This window comes from Mesorhizobium sp. WSM4817, from assembly GCF_055811135.1.
Window position 1 is genome coordinate 176,557 of the sequence record NZ_JBVVQQ010000013.1, and the last position, 20,162, is coordinate 196,718.

At 62.9% G+C, this 20,162-nt stretch carries 21 protein-coding genes; 8 read left to right on the forward strand and 13 right to left on the reverse strand.

Translation table 11 applies throughout. The features are described 5' to 3' along the window. Positions 1 to 206: 206 nt before the first annotated feature. Entirely contained in the window at positions 207 to 1,394 is a 1,188-nt protein-coding gene (locus tag AC0L2K_RS19300; protein ID WP_128173449.1) for a Gfo/Idh/MocA family protein, read from the reverse strand. Between the two features lie 156 nt (positions 1,395 to 1,550). Beyond that, positions 1,551 to 2,606 carry a sugar phosphate isomerase/epimerase family protein gene (locus tag AC0L2K_RS19305; RefSeq protein ID WP_473532068.1) on the reverse strand — a complete coding sequence of 352 codons (1,056 nt, stop codon included), beginning with the start codon at positions 2,604 to 2,606 and terminating at the stop codon, positions 1,551 to 1,553. Between the two features lie 394 nt (positions 2,607 to 3,000). On the opposite strand from AC0L2K_RS19305, the gene AC0L2K_RS19310 reads away from it, so the two are divergent. From AC0L2K_RS19310 to AC0L2K_RS19325, 4 genes are all read left to right on the forward strand, one after another. Then, the gene (locus tag AC0L2K_RS19310; protein ID WP_473532069.1) at positions 3,001 to 3,888 is read left to right on the forward strand and encodes a sugar phosphate isomerase/epimerase family protein; all 888 of its coding nucleotides are present in this window, start codon (positions 3,001 to 3,003) and stop codon (positions 3,886 to 3,888) included. 65 nt (positions 3,889 to 3,953) lie between these two features. Further along, the gene (locus AC0L2K_RS19315; RefSeq protein WP_473532070.1) at positions 3,954 to 5,123 is read left to right on the forward strand and encodes a mandelate racemase/muconate lactonizing enzyme family protein; all 1,170 of its coding nucleotides are present in this window, start codon (positions 3,954 to 3,956) and stop codon (positions 5,121 to 5,123) included. A gap of 2 nt (positions 5,124 to 5,125) precedes the next feature. After that, the gene (locus AC0L2K_RS19320; protein ID WP_027153131.1) at positions 5,126 to 5,842 is read left to right on the forward strand and encodes a FadR/GntR family transcriptional regulator; all 717 of its coding nucleotides are present in this window, start codon (positions 5,126 to 5,128) and stop codon (positions 5,840 to 5,842) included. Between the two features lies 1 nt (position 5,843). Next, positions 5,844 to 6,824: a hydroxyacid dehydrogenase gene (locus AC0L2K_RS19325; RefSeq protein ID WP_287230192.1), complete on the forward strand. Its 981-nt coding sequence runs from the start codon at positions 5,844 to 5,846 to the stop codon at positions 6,822 to 6,824. Between the two features lie 132 nt (positions 6,825 to 6,956). On the opposite strand, the gene AC0L2K_RS19330 is transcribed toward AC0L2K_RS19325, so the two are convergent. Continuing rightward, entirely contained in the window at positions 6,957 to 7,103 is a 147-nt protein-coding gene (locus AC0L2K_RS19330; RefSeq protein ID WP_287180606.1) for a hypothetical protein, read from the reverse strand. Between the two features lie 163 nt (positions 7,104 to 7,266). Next, on the reverse strand, positions 7,267 to 8,562 hold the full coding sequence (locus AC0L2K_RS19335) for an amidase (RefSeq protein ID WP_473532071.1): 1,296 nt from the start codon (positions 8,560 to 8,562) through the stop codon (positions 7,267 to 7,269). A gap of 130 nt (positions 8,563 to 8,692) precedes the next feature. Between AC0L2K_RS19335 and AC0L2K_RS19340 the strand changes: the two genes are divergently transcribed. Further along, positions 8,693 to 9,040: a GFA family protein gene (locus tag AC0L2K_RS19340; protein ID WP_287230195.1), complete on the forward strand. Its 348-nt coding sequence runs from the start codon at positions 8,693 to 8,695 to the stop codon at positions 9,038 to 9,040. 37 nt (positions 9,041 to 9,077) lie between these two features. Here the strand turns inward: AC0L2K_RS19340 and AC0L2K_RS19345 are convergent, their stop codons facing one another. Next, positions 9,078 to 9,986, reverse strand: coding sequence for an SDR family oxidoreductase (locus AC0L2K_RS19345; RefSeq protein ID WP_473532072.1), 909 nt, complete (start codon positions 9,984 to 9,986; stop codon positions 9,078 to 9,080). Positions 9,987 to 10,086: 100 nt separating this feature from the next. Here AC0L2K_RS19345 and AC0L2K_RS19350 point away from each other — a divergent pair, with 100 nt between their 5' ends. Then, entirely contained in the window at positions 10,087 to 10,659 is a 573-nt protein-coding gene (locus AC0L2K_RS19350; RefSeq protein WP_287230199.1) for a TetR/AcrR family transcriptional regulator, read from the forward strand. Between the two features lie 56 nt (positions 10,660 to 10,715). Here the strand turns inward: AC0L2K_RS19350 and AC0L2K_RS19355 are convergent, their stop codons facing one another. Then, entirely contained in the window at positions 10,716 to 11,927 is a 1,212-nt protein-coding gene (locus AC0L2K_RS19355; RefSeq protein WP_473532073.1) for an MFS transporter, read from the reverse strand. A gap of 92 nt (positions 11,928 to 12,019) precedes the next feature. Between AC0L2K_RS19355 and AC0L2K_RS19360 the strand changes: the two genes are divergently transcribed. Next, complete coding sequence (locus AC0L2K_RS19360) at positions 12,020 to 12,991, forward strand: AraC family transcriptional regulator (protein WP_128248229.1); 972 nt, start codon at positions 12,020 to 12,022, stop codon at positions 12,989 to 12,991. Between the two features lie 31 nt (positions 12,992 to 13,022). Here the strand turns inward: AC0L2K_RS19360 and AC0L2K_RS19365 are convergent, their stop codons facing one another. The 7 genes from AC0L2K_RS19365 to AC0L2K_RS19395 all read right to left on the reverse strand — a co-directional run bounded on the left by AC0L2K_RS19365 (position 13,023) and on the right by AC0L2K_RS19395 (position 19,717). Then, positions 13,023 to 14,108, reverse strand: a complete 1,086-nt coding sequence (locus AC0L2K_RS19365; RefSeq protein ID WP_128248230.1) for an ABC transporter ATP-binding protein — start codon at positions 14,106 to 14,108, stop codon at positions 13,023 to 13,025. Then, positions 14,108 to 15,217, reverse strand: coding sequence for an ABC transporter ATP-binding protein (locus AC0L2K_RS19370; RefSeq protein ID WP_287230203.1), 1,110 nt, complete (start codon positions 15,215 to 15,217; stop codon positions 14,108 to 14,110). Before AC0L2K_RS19370 ends, AC0L2K_RS19365 begins: the two co-directional genes overlap by 1 nt. Further along, positions 15,214 to 15,423 (reverse strand): hypothetical protein, encoded by a 210-nt coding sequence (locus tag AC0L2K_RS19375; protein ID WP_287230204.1) that lies wholly within the window; start codon positions 15,421 to 15,423, stop codon positions 15,214 to 15,216. Before AC0L2K_RS19375 ends, AC0L2K_RS19370 begins: the two co-directional genes overlap by 4 nt. Further along, positions 15,420 to 16,379, reverse strand: coding sequence for a carbohydrate ABC transporter permease (locus AC0L2K_RS19380; RefSeq protein WP_027153142.1), 960 nt, complete (start codon positions 16,377 to 16,379; stop codon positions 15,420 to 15,422). The genes AC0L2K_RS19375 and AC0L2K_RS19380 overlap by 4 nt, the downstream gene beginning before the upstream one ends. Before the next feature lies 1 nt (position 16,380). Then, entirely contained in the window at positions 16,381 to 17,286 is a 906-nt protein-coding gene (locus tag AC0L2K_RS19385) for a carbohydrate ABC transporter permease (protein WP_027153143.1), read from the reverse strand. 72 nt (positions 17,287 to 17,358) lie between these two features. Beyond that, positions 17,359 to 18,675 (reverse strand): extracellular solute-binding protein, encoded by a 1,317-nt coding sequence (locus AC0L2K_RS19390; protein ID WP_091595650.1) that lies wholly within the window; start codon positions 18,673 to 18,675, stop codon positions 17,359 to 17,361. A gap of 358 nt (positions 18,676 to 19,033) precedes the next feature. After that, positions 19,034 to 19,717, reverse strand: a complete 684-nt coding sequence (locus tag AC0L2K_RS19395) for a TetR/AcrR family transcriptional regulator (RefSeq protein WP_287230205.1) — start codon at positions 19,715 to 19,717, stop codon at positions 19,034 to 19,036. Between the two features lie 116 nt (positions 19,718 to 19,833). On the opposite strand from AC0L2K_RS19395, the gene AC0L2K_RS19400 reads away from it, so the two are divergent. After that, entirely contained in the window at positions 19,834 to 20,091 is a 258-nt protein-coding gene (locus tag AC0L2K_RS19400; RefSeq protein ID WP_473532074.1) for a Tm-1-like ATP-binding domain-containing protein, read from the forward strand. The last annotated feature ends 71 nt before the right edge of the window (positions 20,092 to 20,162 follow it).

The following is a 20,162-nucleotide window of genomic DNA, read 5'->3' on the forward strand; positions in this document are numbered from 1 at the left end:
GTCCCCTCCCTTTTTGACGGCCGGCTGGCTCCTCCGCCGACTTCGCCATAAGCCCCCTCATCCGGCCGCTTCGCGGCCACCTTCTCCCCGCTGGGGAGAAGAGGCAGACGGCAGCGCCGGCGTCTCCTCTCCCCTCGGGGAGAGGTCGGATTGCCCCGAATTGCCCTTGCAATTCGGTTGGCAATCCGGGTGAGGGGGCGCAGCGATCAAAGCTTCGTCCAGGCTGCGTTCTTCCTCGACGACTTCACGCAGGCCTCGATGAAGGCCATGCCTTCGACACCGTCCTGGATGGTCGGGAAGATGACATCCTTAGCCGGCTTGCCACCCTTCCGGCGCGCCGCGCGGATGGCGCGGGCCGCCTCCTGGTAGATGTTGGCGAAGCCTTCGAGATAGCCTTCCGGATGGCCTGACGGAACGCGGCTGACGCGCCCGGCGACGGGCAGCGCGCCGGCGCCATTTCGAGTGATCAACTGCTTTGGCTGGCCGAACGGGGTGTACCAGAGGTAGTTCGGATCGGCCTGCACCCATTCAAGCCCGCCTTTCGAGCCGTAGATGCGCAGCTTCAGCCCGTTCTCGTGGCCGGGCGCCACCTGGCTCGCCCACAACATGCCCTTGGCAGGGTGCGACTTGCCCACCGGCTTGAAGCGCAGCATCACATTGACATTGTCGTCGAGTTGCCGCCCCGGCACGAAGGCGTCGAGATCGGCGGAAAGCGCATCAAGCTCAAGCCCGCAGACGAAGCGTGCCAGATTGTAGGCATGCGTGCCGATGTCGCCCAGCGCGCCGCCGGCGCCGGCCTGTTTGGGATCCGAGCGCCACGCTGCCTGCTTCTGGCCGGTGGCGGCAAGGTCCTCGGTCAGCCAGTCCTGCGGATATTCCGACTGCACGATGCGAATGTCGCCGAGCTGATCCTTGGCTACCATCTCGCGCGCCTGCCGCACCATCGGATAGGCGGTGTAGTTGTGGGTGAGGACAAAGACCTTGCCGGTCTTTTCAACCAGTGCCGCCAGCTTCTTCGCTTCCGCCAACGTCGTCGCCAGCGGCTTGTCGCAAATAACGTGGATGCCGGCTTCGAGAAACGCCTTCGCCGCCGGCACATGCACATTGTTTGGCGTGACGATGGCCACCGCCTCGATGCCGTCCGGCCGCTTGGCCTCGGCCTTGGCCATCTCGGCGAACGAGCCGTAGCTGCGCGCCGGATCGAGCCCAAGCTCCTCGGCCGACGCCTTGGCACGCGCCGGGTCGGATGACAGGGCACCGGCGACCAGCGCGAACTCATTGTCCATGCGCGCTGCAATCCGGTGCACCGCGCCGATGAAGGCGCCTTGCCCGCCGCCGACCATGCCGTAGCGGATCGGGCCGCCTCCCGTTTCCGACTTCGATGCGCCGACCATGATTTTTCTCCCTCGTCTGAAATATCCTTCCCCCTTGAGGGGAGGGTGGCCCGAAGGGCCGGGAGGGGTCGGTTCATGCCGAGCTCCACGCTCAGCGACCCCACCCCGATCCGCTGCGCGGATCGACCCTCCCCTCGAGGGGGAGGGAAAGCGGTGCTAGATTCCCATCATGGCGCGCAGCACCTTTTTATCGGTCGCGCCGCCGGCGAAGTCGTCGAATGCCTTTTCCGTCACCCTGATGATGTGATGCTGGATGAAGGGCGCGCCTTCGGCCGCGCCATCCTCGGGGTGCTTCAGGCAGCACTCCCATTCCAGAACCGCCCATGAATCGTAGTCATACTGGGCGAGCTTGGAGAAGATGCCGCCAAAGTCCACCTGGCCATCGCCCAGCGAGCGGAAACGCCCGGCCCGGTTCGTCCAGCTCTGATAACCGGAATAGACGCCTTGCCGGCCGGTCGGATTGAACTCGGCATCCTTGGCGTGGAAGGCCTTGATCCGCTCGTGATAGATGTCGATGAATTGGAGATAGTCGAGTTGCTGCAGCAGGAAATGCGACGGGTCGTAATTGATGTTGCAGCGCTTGTGGCCGCCGACCGCGTCAAGGAACATCTCGAATGTCGCACCGTCGAAGACGTCCTCGCCCGGATGGATCTCGTAGCCAACATCGACGCCATTGTCCTCATAGACGTCGAGGATCGGTTTCCAGCGCTTTCCCAGTTCGGAAAACGCTTCCTCGATCAATCCCGCCGGCCGTTGCGGCCACGGATAAAGGTAGGGAAAAGCCAACGCTCCACAAAACGACACCGACGCCTTGACCCCGAGGTTCTTGGAAGCCTTGGCGCCGAACTTCATCTGTTCGACCGCCCATTGCTGCCTGGCCTTCGGATTGTTGTGCACCGCAGGCGGTGCGAAGCCGTCGAACTGCGCGTCATAGGCCGGATGCACCGCCACCAACTGCCCCTGCAAATGCGTCGACAGCTCAGTGATCTCGACGCCGGCATCGCTGCAGATGCCCTTCACCTCGTCGCAGTAGGCCTGGGAAGACGCCGCTTTCTCGAGGTCGAACAGCCGGCTGTCCCAGGTCGGGATCTGCACGCCCTTGTAGCCCAGCCCGGCCGCCCATCTGGTGATCGACGGCAGCGAATTGAACGGTGCGGCATCGCCCGCGAACTGCGCTAGAAACAGCCCAGGACCTTTCATTGTCGACGGCATCGGCATCCTCCCTCATTATCCACGACCAAGCATAGCGCCGATTGAAAGCAGGGCCAGCCTCTTTGGTCTTTTCTCGACAGGCGCTAGTGCGCACCGCTATTCTGGTATTACCAAATATGCTCATTTGGTCAAGCGCTGCCGCGCACAACCAGCGCTGCGCAAATTGCCGGGAAGCGGGCAAATATGCCAGTTTAATCAAAGAAATAATCATGGGCCGGGGCTGCCTTGCAGGATTTCTTGCCGTCCAGATGAAATTGCTGTAGACCTCTTTTCACGCCCAATTGGTCGAACCAGTTACGAGAAATGCTGGAGCGCCTTGGGGAGGAACCATGCAACGCAATCCGGGGTGCGTCGCAGGCGAATTGTTACAGGCGAATTCTGGGAAGGACAGACCATGCATCTTTCGACGCACAACTGGATGCGGGCGGAACCGCTGGAAACGACGCTCAAGCGCATCAAGAAATTCGGCTATGAGTCGATCGAGATTTCCGGCGAGCCCGCGCAATACAAGATCAATGATACACGCGCGCTCCTGAAGGAGCACGGCATACGCTGCTGGGGGGCGGTGACGCTGATGCTGGGCGAGCGCAATCTCGCCGCCAGGGACCAGGGCCAGCGCGAGCGCTCGGTGCAGTATGTCAAGGACGTGCTGACGATGGTCAGCGAACTTGACGGCGAGATCATCACGCTCGTTCCCGCCACGGTCGGCAAGGTGGTGCCGGACGGCACCGAGGAGGAAGAATGGGAATGGGTGGTCGACGCCACCAGGGAATGCTTTACCCATGCCAAGAAAGTGGGCGTCAAGGTCGCGGTCGAGCCGCTCAACCGGTTCGAGACCTATCTGTTCAACCGCGGCGCCCAGGCACTGGCGCTGGCCGATGCGGTCAGCCCCGAATGCGGTGTGTGCCTCGACGCCTATCACCTTCATATGGAGGAGTTCAACGTCTACGATGCCATCCGGCAGGTCGGAAACCGCCTGTTCGATTTCCATGTCGCTGACAACAATCGCTTCGCCGCCGGTCTCGGACAGATCGACTGGCCGAAGATCGTCGGCACCCTGAAGGAAGTCGGTTACGACGGCGCGTTGACCAACGAGTTCGTCGCCCCAGTCGACCGCACGCCGGCTGCTCCCTATCCCGACATGGTCGACCGCAACCCGGTCGACATCTCGCCGGAGCAGCTCAAATTCATCCAGGACCACGGTTCCAGCGTGCTCACGGAAAAGTTCTACACCGACCAGATGCGCATCACCGCCGAAACGCTGCTGCCGCTGATCAAGTAATCGATCTCTGGAAACGAGCCTTTCCGCCCGACGGCGGCCCCACGGCGGCAAGGCAGAGGATGAACATGCGCATCAAGACGGTCCAAGCCTGGTGGATCCGCATACCGATCGAAGCCGCGCGGCAGCACCGCAGCGACTTCGGTCAGGTGACGACGTTCGACGCCGCAATCCTGCGTATCGAGACCGCCGATGGGCTGGTCGGCTGGGGCGAAGGCAAGAATGCCGCCGGCAGCAACGGCAGCTATGGCGCCCTCGTCCACATGCTGAACCACGAGGTCGGCCCGCAGCTGATCGGCTGCGATCCGGCCGACATCGGGGTGATCTGGGAGATGCTCTACAATGGCGTGCGCCACGACAGCGCCGCGCAAAACGGCCACGCCATGCCGCAATTGGCGCGGCGCGGCATCAGCGTCGCCGCGATCAGCGCCGTCGATATCGCGTTGTGGGATATTCTGGGCAAGTCGCTTGGGGTTCCGGTCTGGCGGCTGCTCGGCGGCCGCAAGCTTGATCGCATGCCGGCCTACGCCTCCGGCGGCTGGGCCTCCGCCGAGGCGATCGGCGAGCAGTTGAAATCCTATATCGCCAAGGGCGGCTTCAAGGCGCTGAAGATGCGGATCGGTGCGATGGACGGCGCTCCGCACAATTCCGCCGCCCGCGTGCGCGCCGCAAGACAGGCGCTCGGGCCCGAAGTCGACCTGATGGTCGATGCGCACGGCACCTATACGGTGGCGGAAGCCAAACGTTTCATCCAACTCGCCGGCGACCTCGATCTGGCCTGGTTCGAGGAGCCGGTCATCGCCGACGACAAGCCCGGCATGGCCGAAGTGCGGGCGTCCGGCTCCATCCCGATCGCCACCGGAGAGAGCGAAGCGACGCGCTATGCCTTCCGCGACCTCGCCACACTCAAGGCTGCCGACATCTTCCAGCCGGACCCGGCCTTCTGCGGCGGCATCAGCGAGGCGATGAAGATCGGCACCATCGCCAGCGCCTTCAATCTGCGCTTCGCGCCGCATCTGTGGGCCGGCGCGCCTTGCTTCTTTGCCGGGCTGCATGTCTGCGCTGCTTCGCCGGCCAGCTTTACCGTCGAATATTCGCTTGGCGCCAATCCGATGATCCACGATCTGATCGAGGAGACTGTCGAAGCAAAGGACGGCATGATAGCGATTCCCGAGAAGCCTGGACTGGGATTCACCCTTTCGGAACGGTTCCTGGAGGCGCACGCGCTACGCGGCTGATCATGAAAGAAAAGAACCTTCTCGCGGAACTCGCCGCCTATCTGTTCTCGCACTCCGACAAGGCGACCGGCCGGACGCCGTCGGAGCGAGAACTGGCGGAGCATTTCGCCGTCAGCCGCGGCCAGATCCGCGAGGCGCTGGCGATCCTCGAAGCCATGCGCATCGTCGAGCGCCGGGCCAAGTCCGGCATCTACATCGACACCAAGCAGGCCAGCGTCGAAGCGATGGCGCTTTTTGCCAAGGCCGGCCTGCCGCTCGATCCGATCCAGATCTACGAGACCGTCGAGTTGCGCAAGATCCACGAGATCAAGGCTGCCGAGCTTGCCTGCTCGCGCGCCACCGAGGAAAATTTCGAGCGGCTGCGCGAAATCCTGAAAGCTTCGGAAGACCGCATTGCGGCGGGCGAGGGCCTCGCCAAGGAGGACCGCGAATTTCACCTTGAGATCGTGCGGGCAACCAAGAACAGCGTTTTTCACAACATATGCAGCCTCTATTACCTGATGGGCGAGCAACGCCTGCCGATCTACTTCAACGATCCCGAACGCAGCATGCGCTCGCATGCCGAGCACATCCAGATCTACGAGGCGCTGCTGCGCCGCGACGGCAACCTCGCCCAGGCGCTGATGAGCGCCCATCTGCAAGGCGCGGAAAGCTATTGGAAAGGCCTGATCGAGGGCGGCGGGGCAGAACCTCACAGCCCAGCGCTCGAACCGGTCTGACATGCCTAAGATCTTGACAACACACACGCTGCACCCGCGCGCCTCTGCCATGTTGACCGGCGCCGGCGAACTCGTCGTCGCCTCCGCCCTCGATGCGGACACACTGGCGACTGAGGCTGGGAATGCCGACATCATCATCGTTCGCGCGCCGCTGCCAGCAGCGCTGTTCGAAGGGGCGACGAAGCTCCGGGCCGCAATCCGCCACGGCGCCGGGCTCGACATGGTTCCCATGGAAGCCGCCACGGCAGCCGGCGTGCTGGTGGCAAACGTGCCGGCGGTCAATGCGCGCTCGGTCGCCGAATACGTGATGTTCGCGGCGCTGGCACTGCTGCGGCGCTTCCGCATGGTCGACCGCGACTTGCGGGCGAAGGGCTGGCTGGCCGGCCGCGACCACACCATTCTCGCCAGCGAACTCGCCGGCAAGACGATCGGCATTGTCGGCTTCGGCGCCATCGGACAGGCAGTCGGCCATATCGCGGCGCATGGTTTCGAGCTGAACGTGGTGGCGACGACGCGCAGCATGAGGCCGGCGCCGGACAGGGTGGGGTTCCTGTCGATCGATGCGCTGGTCGAGCAGAGCGACATCATCGTTCTGTGCTGCCCGCTGACAGCGGAGACGCGCGGCCTGATCAACCGCGAGCGCATCGGTCGAATGAAGCCGCACGCGCTGCTGATCAATATTTCGCGCGGGCCGGTGATCGACGACGACGCGCTGATCGAAGCGCTGCAGAAGGACCGTATCGGCGGTGCCGCGCTCGATGTCTTTGCGACGCAACCGCTGCCGCCCAATCACCCCTATTTCGGCTTCGACAATGTCATTGTCACGCCCCATATGGCCGGCATCACCGAGCAGTCGATGATGCGCATGGGCATCGGTTCGGCTGATGAAACCTTGCTGGTGCTGGCTAACAAATTGCCGATCAACCTGCGCAATCCCGAAGTGGTTGAGCACTATCGGCGGCGGTTCCCGGCCGACGCGTAGCGCTACCGCCGTTTCGCCCAATTTCTGCACGACGCTGCTCCCCATGCTCGTTTTTCGCCGCACGCCGCTGCTTGTTGCGATCTTTTCGATCTGCGCCCTGCCCTCGGTCGCTGCGGCCGACAGCAGTTATGTCTATTGCGACAACGGCCTGCGGTGCGTGATGGCGCCCTGTCCGTCGAACAGCGCGCTCGATCTTGCCACGGGCAAGATCATCAAGGGCGTGTCGATCGACATCGAGGAATTGCCGCAGCAGGACAAGGCGCTCGATCTTTCGGACAAGCTCTACGCCGGCAAGGTCGTCGTTGTTGGCTCAATCGAGAACCGAACCCAGACCCTCAACGGCAAGCAATACAACTGCCATGGCTGGTCGCGACCGGTATCGAACGCGCGTCCAGGGACAGCGAACGCGGCCACTGTTCGTCGCAATAATTTTTTCACATCTTCAACGGCCAAGCAGTGCCTCGACTCCCGCCGCGATGCGCAGCAGACGGTGGTCGTCGCCGTTGCGCGCCACCAGCATCAGCCCTGCCGGGCGCGCCATTCCCGGCATCGGCAGCGAGATCGCGCAGAGGTCGAACTGGTTGGCGACCTGCGTGTTGCGCAGCAGAAGGCCTTCCGTGCGCTCACACAGAGCTTCGTCGCTGGTCATCGAGACGATGGTCGGCGCGGTGACCGGCGTGGTCGGCAGGGCCAGCACATCGACAGACGCCAGCCGCTCGTCCATGGCGGCGACAAGCGCCGTGCGGCGGCGGATTGCCCTGATATAGGCCGTGGCCGGAACGGCAGCAGCGCGCGACAACGGCTCGCTCACCCGCGGATCGACCGGCGTCGCCGCACCTTCTGCCAGCCAATCTGCATGGACGGCGGCGCCCTCCATTGCCGCGATCGAGGCCCGCCCGGTTGCCGCGCGCAAATCGGCAAGGAGGTCATCGATGGACAGACCGGCAAGGCGTGCACCGGCGCGTTCCAGCTTGCGAGCACATCGCTCGAGCGCCGCCGCGACCTCTTCTTCCGTATCCTCGAAGAGCACGCCGTAGGGAAAGCCGATGCGCAGTCCGGCAAGCGAAAGCGGAACAAGTGCCGCGAAATCGTCGCCCGCCATCACCGCATCGGCTGCCGCACATCCGGCGACGGTGCGCGCAAGCGGGCCGATGGAGTCGAGCGTGCCGGACAGCGGGAAGACGCCATCGCGCGGTACCCGCCGCGCCGTCGGCTTGAGGCCGACGACACCGTTCAGCGCCGCCGGAATACGCACCGAGCCGCCGGTGTCGGAACCGATCGAGATCTCGCTCGTGCCTTCGGCAATGGAAACACCGGCGCCGGAGGATGAGCCACCCGCGATCCGGCCGGCGTCGGTCGCATTGCCGGGCGTGCCGTAATGCGGGTTGACGCCGATTGCGGTGAAGGCGAATTCGGTCATGTTGGTCTTGCCGAAGATCACCCCGCCCGCTTGCCGCAGCCGCCGCACGATGACGGCATCCCGCAGCGCCGGCGCCGCGGTCCTGAGCAGCAACGAACCGGCCGTGGTCGGCTCGCCGGCGACATCGAACAGGTCCTTGATCGACAGAATTGTGCCGTCCAGCGGCCCGAGCGTCACGCCGGCTCTGCGCCTGGCATCGGCGGCGTCGGCTGCTGCTCGCGCGGCTTCCGGATAGAGTTTTACAAACACGCTTTCATTGTCGGCGCGAACGGCGAGACGTGAAAGGACGGCTTCGAGGCGATCGCGGGCTGATTGCATTTTCGGTGTCGGACTCCGGACGTGTCGAACGTCTTAAGGGCAATGCGAGCGCATGCGCCAAGAATTAATCCGGCGCGGGCGATTTTTGTACGCCTGCCAAACGCCAGGAATATGGAAGGGAAGAACACCGATGCTCTACAAAGGCAGCTGCCACTGCGGCAAGATCGCCTTCGAGGTCGAAGGCGATCTGACCCGCGCCGTGCGATGCAATTGCTCGATCTGCTCACGCAAGGGCGCGTTGCTATGGGCGGTGCCGCACGAGGCATTGCGGGTGCTTGCCTGGGGCGACGATCTTGGCAAATACACTTTTGGCAATCATGTCATTGCCCACCGGTTCTGCCGGACCTGCAGCATCCATCCTTTCGCCGAGGACGTCAGCGAAGGGAGCGAGCGAAGCGCCTACGTCAACATCCATTGCATCGACGGATTGGACCTCGCCGCTGTGCCGGTTCTCGACTTCGACGGCCGCGCGGCCTGAAACCGAAACTATTGCCGGCTCCCAGCGTTCGAGTGGTCTAACGGTACCCCGTCGCATCTGCTGGCATGCCGGCATTCTCAACTTCCGGAACGTAGCGCCACGCGTCGGGCCGCGAGCCGTCGAGATCGGTAAAGCCGTAGACCTGCGCCAGCCCGCCACTCGACAGCGACTGCCCGTTCCAGCGCGAACGGTCCGGATCCGCAGCAAGCGCCGCCACTGCGCGCCCGATAAAACGCGGGGTCTCGGAAATGACGAAATGCGGCACTTTCGCTTTCGCATCACGCCAGTTATCCTCGGTCACCCCAAACGCTTCCAACATCATTTCCGAACGCAGCCAGCCGGGTGTCAGCGAAATCGAGGTGGCGCCGTGCGGGGCAAGGTCCTGGGCATGGGCCCAGGCCATGCGGGTCACCGACACTTTGGCGAGGTCGTAGAACGGCGAAAGCCGATAGTGGTCTGCATTATACTCGGCTGTGCCATCGGTGACTTCGACAAGCAGCCCGCCCGGGCGCTCAATCAAAAGCGGCAGCGCGTAATGCGCGGTGATCAGATGCGTGTCGATGCCCAGCCGCAGCATGCGCAAACCATTCGTGAGATCATGCTCCCAGACCGGCTTGTTCCATTCGAACAGTTTCTCGCCGCCCCAGATGTCGTTGACCAGCACATCGAGGCGGCCCTGCTCGGCACGTATCCGGTCGACCAGCTTGCACACGTCTTCGGCAACCAGATGATCGACTTGCACAGCGATGCCATGGCCGCCTTGCGCTGAAACAAGCTCGGCCGTTTCCTCGATGGTTTCCGGGCGGGCGTATTCGGACTGATGCGTGCGCGTTGTCCGCCCGGTGACGTAGACCGTCGCGCCGGCGACACCCAGTTCGACCGCAATGCCTCTCCCCGCACCGCGCGTTGCGCCAGCGACCAAAGCGACTTTTCCCGCAAGCGACATTGAACTCTCCAGACTCGACCTATCAACGCCCTGACCAAACGCTGGCATTCTGCAAAGCCGTAATATATAAATGATCATTCGGTTATAAATGGATGTCAAGATGCCTCGGCAAAAAACGCAGTCCGACGAGCACGTTCTGGAAGCGGCGCACCGGCTGATCCACAACCATGGCCCGGAGAGCCTCACATTCGAACGGCTGTCCAAAGCTTGCGGACTTTCCGGCTCGACCCTGGTGCAGCGTTTCAAGAACAAGGCTACGCTCAGGCAAAAAACCTTGCTGCAGGCTTGGGACAGGCTGGACGAGAAGACGACAAGGCTCGCAGACACGATACAGAGAACCCCTGCTGGCGCGATCGAGTTGCTGGTGGCGCTATCGCGGGACTATGGCGGCATCGAATCCTATGCCGAGGGCCTGCTCGTCCTGCGCGAAGATCTGCGCGATCCGGTGCTTCGCGCGCGCGGGGCGTCGTGGAAGGCCTCTCTGTGCAGCATCCTCGACTCTTGCTTTGCTTCGGTCGCCAACACGCCGTCAGACATCGGCCTGCTGATGGCATCGCACTGGCAAGGTTCGCTGCTTTGGTGGAGTTTCGACCCGAAAGTCGAAGTTGCATCCTATGTCGAAGACAGTCTGGGCCGTTTCGTCGTCGCAATCGCCACGGCCCGAAAACCGTAACCGATTTTCGGGCCATTTCTTGGAGGCGTCCTACGTGGGACGCACCTACAGATGGCTTAGGTCGCGCTTCTCGGGCCGAGCAAGAACGCCGCCAAGGCCGCCAGCAATGTCGCGATCCCGCAATAGGTGAAAGCGCTGGCAACGCCGGCATTATCGACCAGCAGGCCGCCGAAAACCGCGCCCAGTGCAATCGCCACCTGGAATGTGGCGACCATCAGCCCGCCGGCGCTTTCTGCCTGGTCGGGAGCGGCTCGCACCAGCCACGTCTGCAGCCCGACCGGGACCGCGCCGAAGGCAAAGCCCCAGGCGGCAATCGCTATCGCCGCAACGACTGGCGAGGCGCCGATGGTCAGCAGCAGAAGCGCTGCGACCGCAATCAGCAGTGGCGCCAGGCCCACCGCGGTCTTGAGGCTGCGTTCAGCCATGAACCCGCCGGCAAAATTGCCGAAGAAGCCACCGATGCCGTAGGCGAGCAGCACAAGCGAGATCGTCTCGATGTCCAGCGCGGGCACCTTCTCGAGAAACGGGCGGACATAGGTGAAGCCGGCAAAGTGTCCCGAGGCGACCAGCAGGACCACCAGAAGCGCAACCCTGATCATCGGCCGCTTTATGACCTCCAGCAAGGTCCGAACACTTGCCACGCCCGCCGGCGGCAGCTTCGGAAGGGTGGCGATCTGCACCAGCAGCGCCAGAGCGCCGACAACAGCCGCGATCATGAAGGCGGTTCGCCATCCCCAGATGTCACCGACATAGGCGCCGACCGGGGCGGCGCAGACGGTCGCCACCGAGACGCCGGTGAGAATGATCGACATGGCGCGTGGCATCAGCCGCATCGGAACGAGCCGCATCGCCATGGCTGCCGACATCGACCAGAAGCCGCCGAGGCTGATCCCGAGCATGATGCGGGCGATCAGAAGTATGGAAAGCGAGGACGCAAACGCCGCCAGCAGGTTCGACAGGATCAGCAGCACCGTCAGCGCCCACATCACCAGCCTGCGATCCAGCCGCCTGGTGACGATGGCCATGGTCGGGGCGGCAATCGCGCCGACGACGGCGGTTGCCGTCACCGCCTGGCCGGCAGTGCCTTCCGATATGCCTAGGTCTTGCGCCAGCGGCGTCAGCAGGCTGGCGGGCAGGAATTCCGCGGTCACCAGCCCAAACACACCGAGCGCGAGCGATACGACCGCCCCCCACGCAGGCTCGGCTCGTTCGTCGGTTTCCGCGGGATCGAGAACGGCGTCCATGACGCCTGTCGCAGGTTCGGTCATGATGGAATCTCCGATCTGGTTGCAGCGCAACATCTGGCTGCAGTGCAACATAGGGAGTGACCGACTGGAGTTTCCATGCTAAAAACACCATCATGTTTGACTATTCGTCCAAAGTTCCGATCACGGGTGATCCGCTGACGGACATATTGCGCGGGTTAAGGCTCGACGGCGTCGAATACGGCCGCTGTGAAATGCAGGAGCCCTGGGGCCTCCAGTTTCCGGCCCAGACGGGGGCGCGGTTTCATTTCATCGGCCGCAAGGGATGCTGGTTACTGCAGCCGTCCGGCGAATGGGTCGAGCTCAAGGCGGGCGACGCGGTGCTGCTGCCGCGCGGCGCAGCACACGTCCTGGTGAGCGACCCGGGCATTGAGGCTTCGCCGATCCAGGGCTACAAGGTCGCCGAGGTTTGCAAGGACGTTTATTGCATGTCCAATGAAGGTCGCCGGCCGGGGACGCTGCTGTTTTTCGGCAGCATGTATTTCAATCTCGACGGTTTGCACCCATTGCTCGGCATGATGCCGGACGTGATGCGCGCGCACGAACTGGAGGCCTATGAGCCCGGCATTCCGCATCTGCTGGAGGCGATGGCCCGCGAAGTGACGATGGAGCGCGTCGGCTCAGGCGGCATTCTGGCACGGCTTGCCGATGTGCTGGCCGCCACCGTCATCCGCTCCTGGGTCGAGCGCGGCTGCGGCGACTCGTCCGGATGGATCGCCGCGGTGAGGGATCGCGAGATCGGGCGCGTGCTGGCCGCGATCCATCTTGAACCGGACCGCGACTGGACGGTGGAGACCCTGGCCAGGATGATGGGCGCCTCCCGGTCGGGCTTCGCCGAGCGCTTCGCGACGATCGTCGGCGAAACGCCGGCCAAATATGTCACCCAGGTGAGAATGCACCAGGCACGGCAATGGCTGGTCCGCGACCGGTTGAAGATTTCCGTCGTCGCAGCACGCCTGGGCTATGAATCCGACGCGTCATTCAGTCGGGCGTTCAAGCGCGTCATCGGATCGGCTCCCAGCCATTTTCGCGCCGAGGAACAGGCTGAGACCCGTCAAGCCGGCTAAGCCTGACCACAGCTCCAGCCGTAGACGCGCCTTAGCCTGCGTGACGAAGGCTTATCCCGGTACCCTTGTCGAACAGCACCACCTTGTCTGGATCCCAGGCAAAGCGCACCGGCTGCTCGATCTCGACATCGGTTCTGGCCGGCACCGTGGCCCGCAGCATGGCGTCGCCGACCCGCAGCGTCAGGATCTTTTCGACGCCATGGTTCTCGACATCGTGGACGCGCGCTTCCACCGGTGCCCCGCTCTCGAGATAGACATCCTCGGGACGAATACCGAAGACGAGCGGGCGACCGTCGGTCGAAGCGCTCGTCCTGGCCCCCCCCGCAAAAGGCAGTTCGAAATTCAGCGGCGCCATCACCGCGCGGCCGTCGACGAGCTTGCCGTCGATGAGGTTCATCGGCGGCGAGCCGACGAAACTCGCCACATATGTGTCGCGCGGATTGTTGTAGATCTCGTACGGCGTGCCGGTCTGGACGATACGGCCATGGTTGAGCACGCCAACCTTGTCGCCCATCGACATCGCCTCGATCTGATCGTGCGTGACGAACAGGAAGGTCTGGCCAAGGTTCATCTGGATGTTCTTCAGCTCGGTGCGCAGCGCCTCGCGCAGCTTGGCATCGAGTGCCGACAACGGCTCATCCATCAGGAATACGCGCGGCTTCCTGACGATGGCGCGACCAATCGAGACGCGCTGCATCTCGCCGCCAGAGAGGCGATCCGTCTTGCGGTCGAGCAGATGCTCGATACGCAACGTCTTGGCAACGCGGTCGACGCGCGTCTTGATCTCGTCAGGCTCGATGCGGCGGATTTTCGGCTTCAGCGGGAATTCGAGATTCTCGCGCACCGTGTAGCGCGGATAGAGCGAGTATTGCTGCAGCACCAGCGCCACGTCGCGCTCGGCCGCACCCCAGTCAGCGACATCGGCGCCGTCGATGAGTATCTGCCCCTCGTCCGGCTTTTCCAGGCCGGCGATCATGCGCAGCGTCGTCGTCTTGCCGGCGCCGGTCTCGCCGAGCAGGACGAAGAACTCGCCGTCGGCAATATCGAGATTGAGCCCGGTCAATGCGGTGTGATTGCCGAATGTCTTCGAGATGTTCTTGAGCTGGATATGGGCCATCAGAGTCTCACCCCCAGCGAATTGCCGCTTGCCGTGTCGAAGAAATGCGCCTGCGCCGGGTCGAGCTTTGCGAAAACCTGGACTCCCGGCTTGCCGACGAAACCGGAACGGGTCCGGGCGCGCAACATCTGTGCCCCGACCTTGAGGTCGACGATGTCGTAGGAGCCAAGCGGTTCGATGATGTGCGCCTCGACCGGCAGATAACCGTCCGCCGGCTCGCGCGAGACCATCACGCCTTCGGGGCGGATGCCGAGCGCAAGGCGGTCCTGCCCGACGTTCGCGGCGTCAAGCTGGCCGACCAGTTCGGCCGGGAAAACGAACCCTTCCGCGGCCCCATCGACGGTGACCCTGGCGCCGGAGCCGTTCATCGTCACCGCCGCATTGGCAACGTTCATCACCGGCGAGCCAACGAATTGCGCGACGAACAGATTGGCCGGGTGCTTATACACTTCCGATGGGCTGCCCACCTGCTGCAGAACGCCCTCATGCATAATGACGATGCGGTCGGCAAGGCTCATCGCCTCGATCTGGTCGTGGGTGACGTAGATGGTGGTCGAGCCCTGCTTGATGTGCAGCCGCTTGATCTCCGCGCGCATCTCCTCACGCAGCTTGGCGTCGAGCGCGCCGATCGGCTCGTCCATCAGCATCGCCTTCGGCCGCCGCACCAGCGCCCGGCCGATTGCTACGCGCTGCATGTCGCCACCCGACAGCGCCGACGGCTTCTTGCCGAGCAGATCGTTGATCTGCAGCACTTTGGCGACCGAGCGCACCTCGCCGTCGATCTCCGCCTTGCTCTTGCGCATGGCCCGCAACGGAAAAGCGATGTTCTCGTAGACGCTCATATGCGGATAGAGCGAGAACGACTGGAAAACCATGGCGATGTCGCGGTCGGCAGCCTTGAGATGCTGGACCGGCTTGCCGTCGATGAGGACATCGCCGCCGTCGATCGTCTCCAGCCCGGCGATTGCGCGAAGCGTCGTCGTCTTGCCGCAGCCCGACTGGCCGAGCAGCACGATGAACTCGTTGTCGTCGATCTTGAGATTGAGGTCCTTGATGACCTGGACGGCGCCAAAGAATTTCTGGACGCCACGAAGCTCGATCTGGGTCATGCCTGACCTTCTTTTTCCGGTGCGCCGGTCGCCTTCGGCTCCTGCCTTGGACCGACCCAGCCCGTGATCATGAACGTCAGCAGCCCGACAATGATGATCGTCAGCCCGTAGCGGTGCAGAAAGAGGTTCCACGGCTGGCAGAGCGCGATGATGCCGAGCACCATCACGATCTCGGCTGTGCGCTGGATTGTAGCATGGCGGATCATTTGCGGATCGCTCCGAAGGACATGCCGCGCAGGAGGTGGTTGCGCAACAGGAAGGTGAAGATGGCGACCGGCAGCAGGAACAGGAAGGTGCCGGCGGCGATGACCGTCCAGTCGGGCAGGCCGGAACCGACCTGGCTTGGAATGAACGGCGGCGCCGTCTGGGCGCGGCGGTTGGTCATGATCAGCGCGAAGGCATATTCGTTCCACGCGGTGATGAAGCAGAACACGGCGGTGGCGGCGATGCCGGTGGCCGCTTCCGGCAGCACGATCTTGAAGAAGGCCTCCATGCGCGTATAGCCGTCGACGAGCGCCGCCTCCTCATACTCCTTCGGAATTTCGTCCATGAACCCCTTCATCAGCCATACGGAGAAGCTGAGGTTGAAGGCGGTGTAGAGGATGATCAGGCCCCAATGCGTGTCGTTGAGGCCGACGACCCGGTACATCAGGAACATCGGGATCGCCACTACCACCGGCGGCAGCATGCGCGTCGACAGGATGAAGAAGAGCAGGTCCTGTTCCCCCTTTATCTTGAAGCGCGAGAACCCGTAAGCCGTGAAGGTGCCCATGCCGACGGCGAGGATCGTCGAGGTGATGGCGACGATCAGCGAATTCATGAAGCGGCTCGGATAGCCGGACCACTGCACCTCGCCCCTGCCCGAGCGCACCACCTTCTCGCCGCCGTCAAACACCAGCCGCTCCCACCACGGGGCGGCGGCATATTGTTCCGGCGTCGGCGCTGTGCGCAGTTGCGAGCGCTTGGTGAACAGCTTGACGAAGGGCGATATCTCCGGCTGGAAGACCACCGTCGGCGGGATGGTGGTGGCGAGGTTGCGCGGCTTGAACGCCGTCGAGGCTATCCAGTAGATCGGCGCCAGGAAGATGATCGTGACGATCAGCACGCCGACGATGGCGAGCTTGTTGAGCGAACGCTCGGCAGAGGTGGTGACAGCGGCCATGTTAGCGCTCCTTCACCTTGTTCAGGTATTTGACGTAGATGTTGGTGATCGCCAGGATCATGATCAGCACGATGTAGGCGAGCGCGCAGGAGCGCCCGGTCTGCCATTCCTGGAACGCCATCTTGTAGAGCCGGATCGAGATCACCTCGGTGGTCGGCTGGCTGGTCAGGATGTAGGCGAGATCGAATGTCTTGAACGCCTCCATGGTGCGAAAGATGATCGCGATCATCAGGATCGGCGCGACCAGGGGCAGGGTAATGCGAAAGAAGGTATAGAACGACCCGGCGCGGTCGATCGCGGCCGCTTCGTAGAGGTGCTTCGGCACTGCAGACAGGCCGGCAAGCGACAGCAGCATGACGAAGGGCGACCACATCCAGATGTCGGTGATGGCAACCGCGTAGAGCGCCATGTCGGGGTTGGACAGCCACTCGAAGGAGCCGAGGCCAAGCGTATAGTTGATGATGCCAAAGGACGGATCGTAGAGCAGTTTCCAGAACAGGCCGACGACAGCCATCGACAGCATCATTGGCAACAGCAGCAGTGTCGTCAGCAGGCCCTTCAACGGGATATCGCGATTGAGCAGCAACGCCACGCCGAAGCCGACGATGACTTGGCCGACCACGGAGACGATGACATATTTGGCGGTGATGGCGAAATTCGACCAAATGAACGGGTCGTTGAGCAGCTCGCGGTAATTCTGCAGTCCGACGAAATTGGCCGCCGCGGGGCTCGACGCGCGAAAGTCGGTGAACGAATAGCCAAGCGAATAGAGCAGTGGAAAGATGTTGAAGACGATCAGGAAAACGATCGTCGGAATGATGAAGAGATTGCGGATCGTAAGGTCGCTCATGCCGCGGGCGGCGGAGCGCGAGTTGGGATCCAGCGTGGTCATGACTGCAGTGGCCAAGGCCCGTTCCTTCCTTGTCCGGAAAAGAAAACGGAAGGGGCGGCTCCCGCCCCCTCCGAGCGTTAGTGCCGTTTACTTCACGCGGTTGTATTTCTTGAACGTCGCGTTCCAATCCGCGGCGAGCGCATCGAGCACTTCCTTGGCCGTGCCCTGATTGCCGGTGATGTAGGGATAGACGCGTTGGTTCATCTGGATGAGCAGCTCGGCATATTCCGGCGTCGCCCAGAAGTCCTTCACCTTGAACATGGTTTCGTAGAAGGCCTTGTTGTATGGCGTGGCGTTCTGGAATTCAGGCGACTCGAGCACTTTGGCACTTGCCGTGTAACCGCCGAGTTCCGCCCATTTCTTCTGCGTCTCGTCCTTAATGAACCATTCCAGGAACTTCATCGCCTCTTCCTGATTCTGCGAATAGGAGACGACGGAGATGCCCTGGCCGCCGAGCGCGGCGAACTGATCGCCGTTCGGTCCAGGAGGGTTGGCGAAGAAGCCGGTGGCCTTGGCATTCGGGTTGGAGGCTTCGTTGATGAGCGCCGGGAAGAAAGCGAAGTAGTTCATACTCATCGCCGCCAGGTTCTCGGTGATCGCCTGGTTGTCCTCGATGAAGAAGCTCTTGGCCCAACCAGGAGGGGTGAAGGAATAGAGCTCCTTGTAGGCCTCGAGCGCCTTGACGTTCTGCTCGGAGTTGATGATCCCGTCGACCTTGTAAGTGGCATAGTCGCCAAGCTCGCCGCCGAAGGAGAAGATGGCGTTCTCGACGCCCATCACCAGAGCGTCGTAGGAGTTATCGGTATAGATGGCGACGCCGTAGCGCTTCTCGTCGGGACGGTGGAAGAATTCGGCGATGTCGCGTAGCTGCTTCCAGTCCTTCGGCACGCCGAGATCGTAGCCGTACTTGGCTTTGAAGGCCTCCATCTCCTTCGGATCTTCGAACCAGTCCTTGCGATAGGACCAGCCGACCGCGTCGCCCTCGGCCGGAATCGACCAGTATTTGCCGGAGTTGGATGGATATTCGGCGTAGTATTTCACCGTCGCCGGCGCCATCACTTCCTTCAGATTGTGCTTGTTGAAGAAGTCAGTGAGGTCGACATAGTGACCGGCCTCGGAGGCGGCGCCGATCCACTGGGAATCGCCGACGACCATGTCGTAGGCGCTGCCCTTGGCGTTGAATTCGGTGAACGCCTTGGTCTGGAAATCCCCCCACGGCGTCGTCTCGACCGTGACCTTCACGCCGCTCTCGGCCTCGTAAAGGTTGACCAGTTCCTGCAAATAGTTCGCCGGATCCCATTCAGCCCAGAATATGGTGAGTTCCTTATCCTGCGCGTAGACGGACGTTCCGCAGGCGAGCACTAAGCCGATACCAGCAAGCATGCTGGTCATTGTCTTGCGCATGATGATTTCCTCCCTTGTGCGCATTCTACCGTATCATCCGAGCCGGCGGCGAGGCCGGCCCTGGTAGTTCCTTCCGTGATGGCGCCGTTCCGGTTTTTGAGCCTCCTCGCCCAACCGGAAATGGATCGCAGCCTCACTTTTGACCCGCTATATTGTCCTGATCTGGTATTACCAATTTCGGACGCACGTCAAGCTCTTTCTTGGACGATGGCAGGGCCTCAGACAAGCAGATTCCAGCAACATCTGTCTGTTTTTCTTAAATTTTCCTACTCGTTGATACGCAAGGCCCTTGTTCGCGCGACGAAACCCCGACTATTGTCAGTAGGAGGCATCCCCATCTGGTCGAACCAGATCCATACTATTCCGCAGCTGTCGCCGGCGCACGTCTGTTTCCTCCAGCCATCGATTCCATCACTGCAGCCCGCACCAGGGCGCCGGCTGCCCATTGCGCTACCGACATCATCTTGCGGCTGTCCAGCCCCCATATATCCTTCAGCACGATCAGCACTTCGACGCCGAATATCAGCGACAGGGCCTGTGCCAGGCGGTTGAATTCGCGAGGCGGCAGCCGGTGCTTGAGCGGTGCGATCGCGTCCTTGAGCAGATCGATGCGATGGCCGCGCGTGAAGGCCGGCTCGCCGTCGAGTGTGCCGGCCTGCCGCCGCGCCCACTGGTCGAGCGACAGCTTCAGCGCCGCCTTGAACGTCGCCTCGAAGGCTTCGATGCGTGGCATGGCCGTGTCGAACAGTTCGACGACGCGGCGCTCGGGATCGGCCGAGGTCGATTTCCAGGTGAGGATCGGCCCCAGCCCTTCGTCGACCACCGCCTGCACCAGCGCCGCCTGGCTTGGAAAGTACCGATACGCGGTGGCGCGGGAGACTTCCGCCGCTTCGGCGACCTCGCTGACCGAGGGCGTGGCGCCCGCCTGCATCAGCCTTGTCGCCGTCTCCAGCATCAACCGCCTTGTGCGGGCGCGCGGCCCGCGCGCCGCTCCAGAACCGGCATCGTCGGGCACTGCCGCTGGTTGACGTGAGACATTCATGTCAATATGATACGCACGTCTCAAAAAATTGCAATGGCCTTTCGCGCTGCCGAACGGCCGGGGCAAAAGAGCGGCCGGCAGCAACGCCGAGTGCGCCTCGAACCTGGGGAAACGCAATGAAGCGCGTCTATGTGGTGGGCACCGCCGACACCAAGGGTGAGGAACTCGCCTTTCTGGCCGATGCGGTCGCAGCCACCGGTGCTGCTGTCGCCCGCGTCGACGTCGGAACGCGCAACGCGACCGTGCCGGTCGATGTCTCGGCCGAAGAGGTCGCCGGCAACCATCCCGACGGCAGCACTGCCGTGCTGGGCGTCGACGCCCCCGGCCCCCCGGGCGCGGGCAATGGCCACGCCGTCACCCCGGTTGTGCCATAGCACCCCCCGATTTTAGGGGTTGTAGGGTTAGGCGGGGGGGGGGGCCCGTGGGTGAAAACATACGGCCTGCG

What these genes read in the sequence shown, in the direction of transcription:
- AC0L2K_RS19300 (WP_128173449.1), bottom strand. Translation starts at nt 1,394, where the DNA reads ATGGTCGGCGCATCGAAGTCGGAAACGGGAGGCGGCCCGATCCGCTAC.
- AC0L2K_RS19305 (WP_473532068.1), bottom strand. Translation starts at nt 2,606, where the DNA reads ATGCCGTCGACAATGAAAGGTCCTGGGCTGTTTCTAGCGCAGTTCGCG.
- AC0L2K_RS19310 (WP_473532069.1), top strand. Translation starts at nt 3,001, where the DNA reads ATGCATCTTTCGACGCACAACTGGATGCGGGCGGAACCGCTGGAAACG.
- AC0L2K_RS19315 (WP_473532070.1), top strand. Translation starts at nt 3,954, where the DNA reads ATGCGCATCAAGACGGTCCAAGCCTGGTGGATCCGCATACCGATCGAA.
- AC0L2K_RS19320 (WP_027153131.1), top strand. Translation starts at nt 5,126, where the DNA reads ATGAAAGAAAAGAACCTTCTCGCGGAACTCGCCGCCTATCTGTTCTCG.
- AC0L2K_RS19325 (WP_287230192.1), top strand. Translation starts at nt 5,844, where the DNA reads ATGCCTAAGATCTTGACAACACACACGCTGCACCCGCGCGCCTCTGCC.
- AC0L2K_RS19335 (WP_473532071.1), bottom strand. Translation starts at nt 8,562, where the DNA reads ATGCAATCAGCCCGCGATCGCCTCGAAGCCGTCCTTTCACGTCTCGCC.
- AC0L2K_RS19340 (WP_287230195.1), top strand. Translation starts at nt 8,693, where the DNA reads ATGCTCTACAAAGGCAGCTGCCACTGCGGCAAGATCGCCTTCGAGGTC.
- AC0L2K_RS19345 (WP_473532072.1), bottom strand. Translation starts at nt 9,986, where the DNA reads ATGTCGCTTGCGGGAAAAGTCGCTTTGGTCGCTGGCGCAACGCGCGGT.
- AC0L2K_RS19350 (WP_287230199.1), top strand. Translation starts at nt 10,087, where the DNA reads ATGCCTCGGCAAAAAACGCAGTCCGACGAGCACGTTCTGGAAGCGGCG.
- AC0L2K_RS19355 (WP_473532073.1), bottom strand. Translation starts at nt 11,927, where the DNA reads ATGACCGAACCTGCGACAGGCGTCATGGACGCCGTTCTCGATCCCGCG.
- AC0L2K_RS19360 (WP_128248229.1), top strand. Translation starts at nt 12,020, where the DNA reads ATGTTTGACTATTCGTCCAAAGTTCCGATCACGGGTGATCCGCTGACG.
- AC0L2K_RS19365 (WP_128248230.1), bottom strand. Translation starts at nt 14,108, where the DNA reads ATGGCCCATATCCAGCTCAAGAACATCTCGAAGACATTCGGCAATCAC.
- AC0L2K_RS19370 (WP_287230203.1), bottom strand. Translation starts at nt 15,217, where the DNA reads ATGACCCAGATCGAGCTTCGTGGCGTCCAGAAATTCTTTGGCGCCGTC.
- AC0L2K_RS19375 (WP_287230204.1), bottom strand. Translation starts at nt 15,423, where the DNA reads ATGATCCGCCATGCTACAATCCAGCGCACAGCCGAGATCGTGATGGTG.
- AC0L2K_RS19380 (WP_027153142.1), bottom strand. Translation starts at nt 16,379, where the DNA reads ATGGCCGCTGTCACCACCTCTGCCGAGCGTTCGCTCAACAAGCTCGCC.
- AC0L2K_RS19390 (WP_091595650.1), bottom strand. Translation starts at nt 18,675, where the DNA reads ATGCGCAAGACAATGACCAGCATGCTTGCTGGTATCGGCTTAGTGCTC.
- AC0L2K_RS19395 (WP_287230205.1), bottom strand. Translation starts at nt 19,717, where the DNA reads ATGAATGTCTCACGTCAACCAGCGGCAGTGCCCGACGATGCCGGTTCT.
- AC0L2K_RS19400 (WP_473532074.1), top strand. Translation starts at nt 19,834, where the DNA reads ATGAAGCGCGTCTATGTGGTGGGCACCGCCGACACCAAGGGTGAGGAA.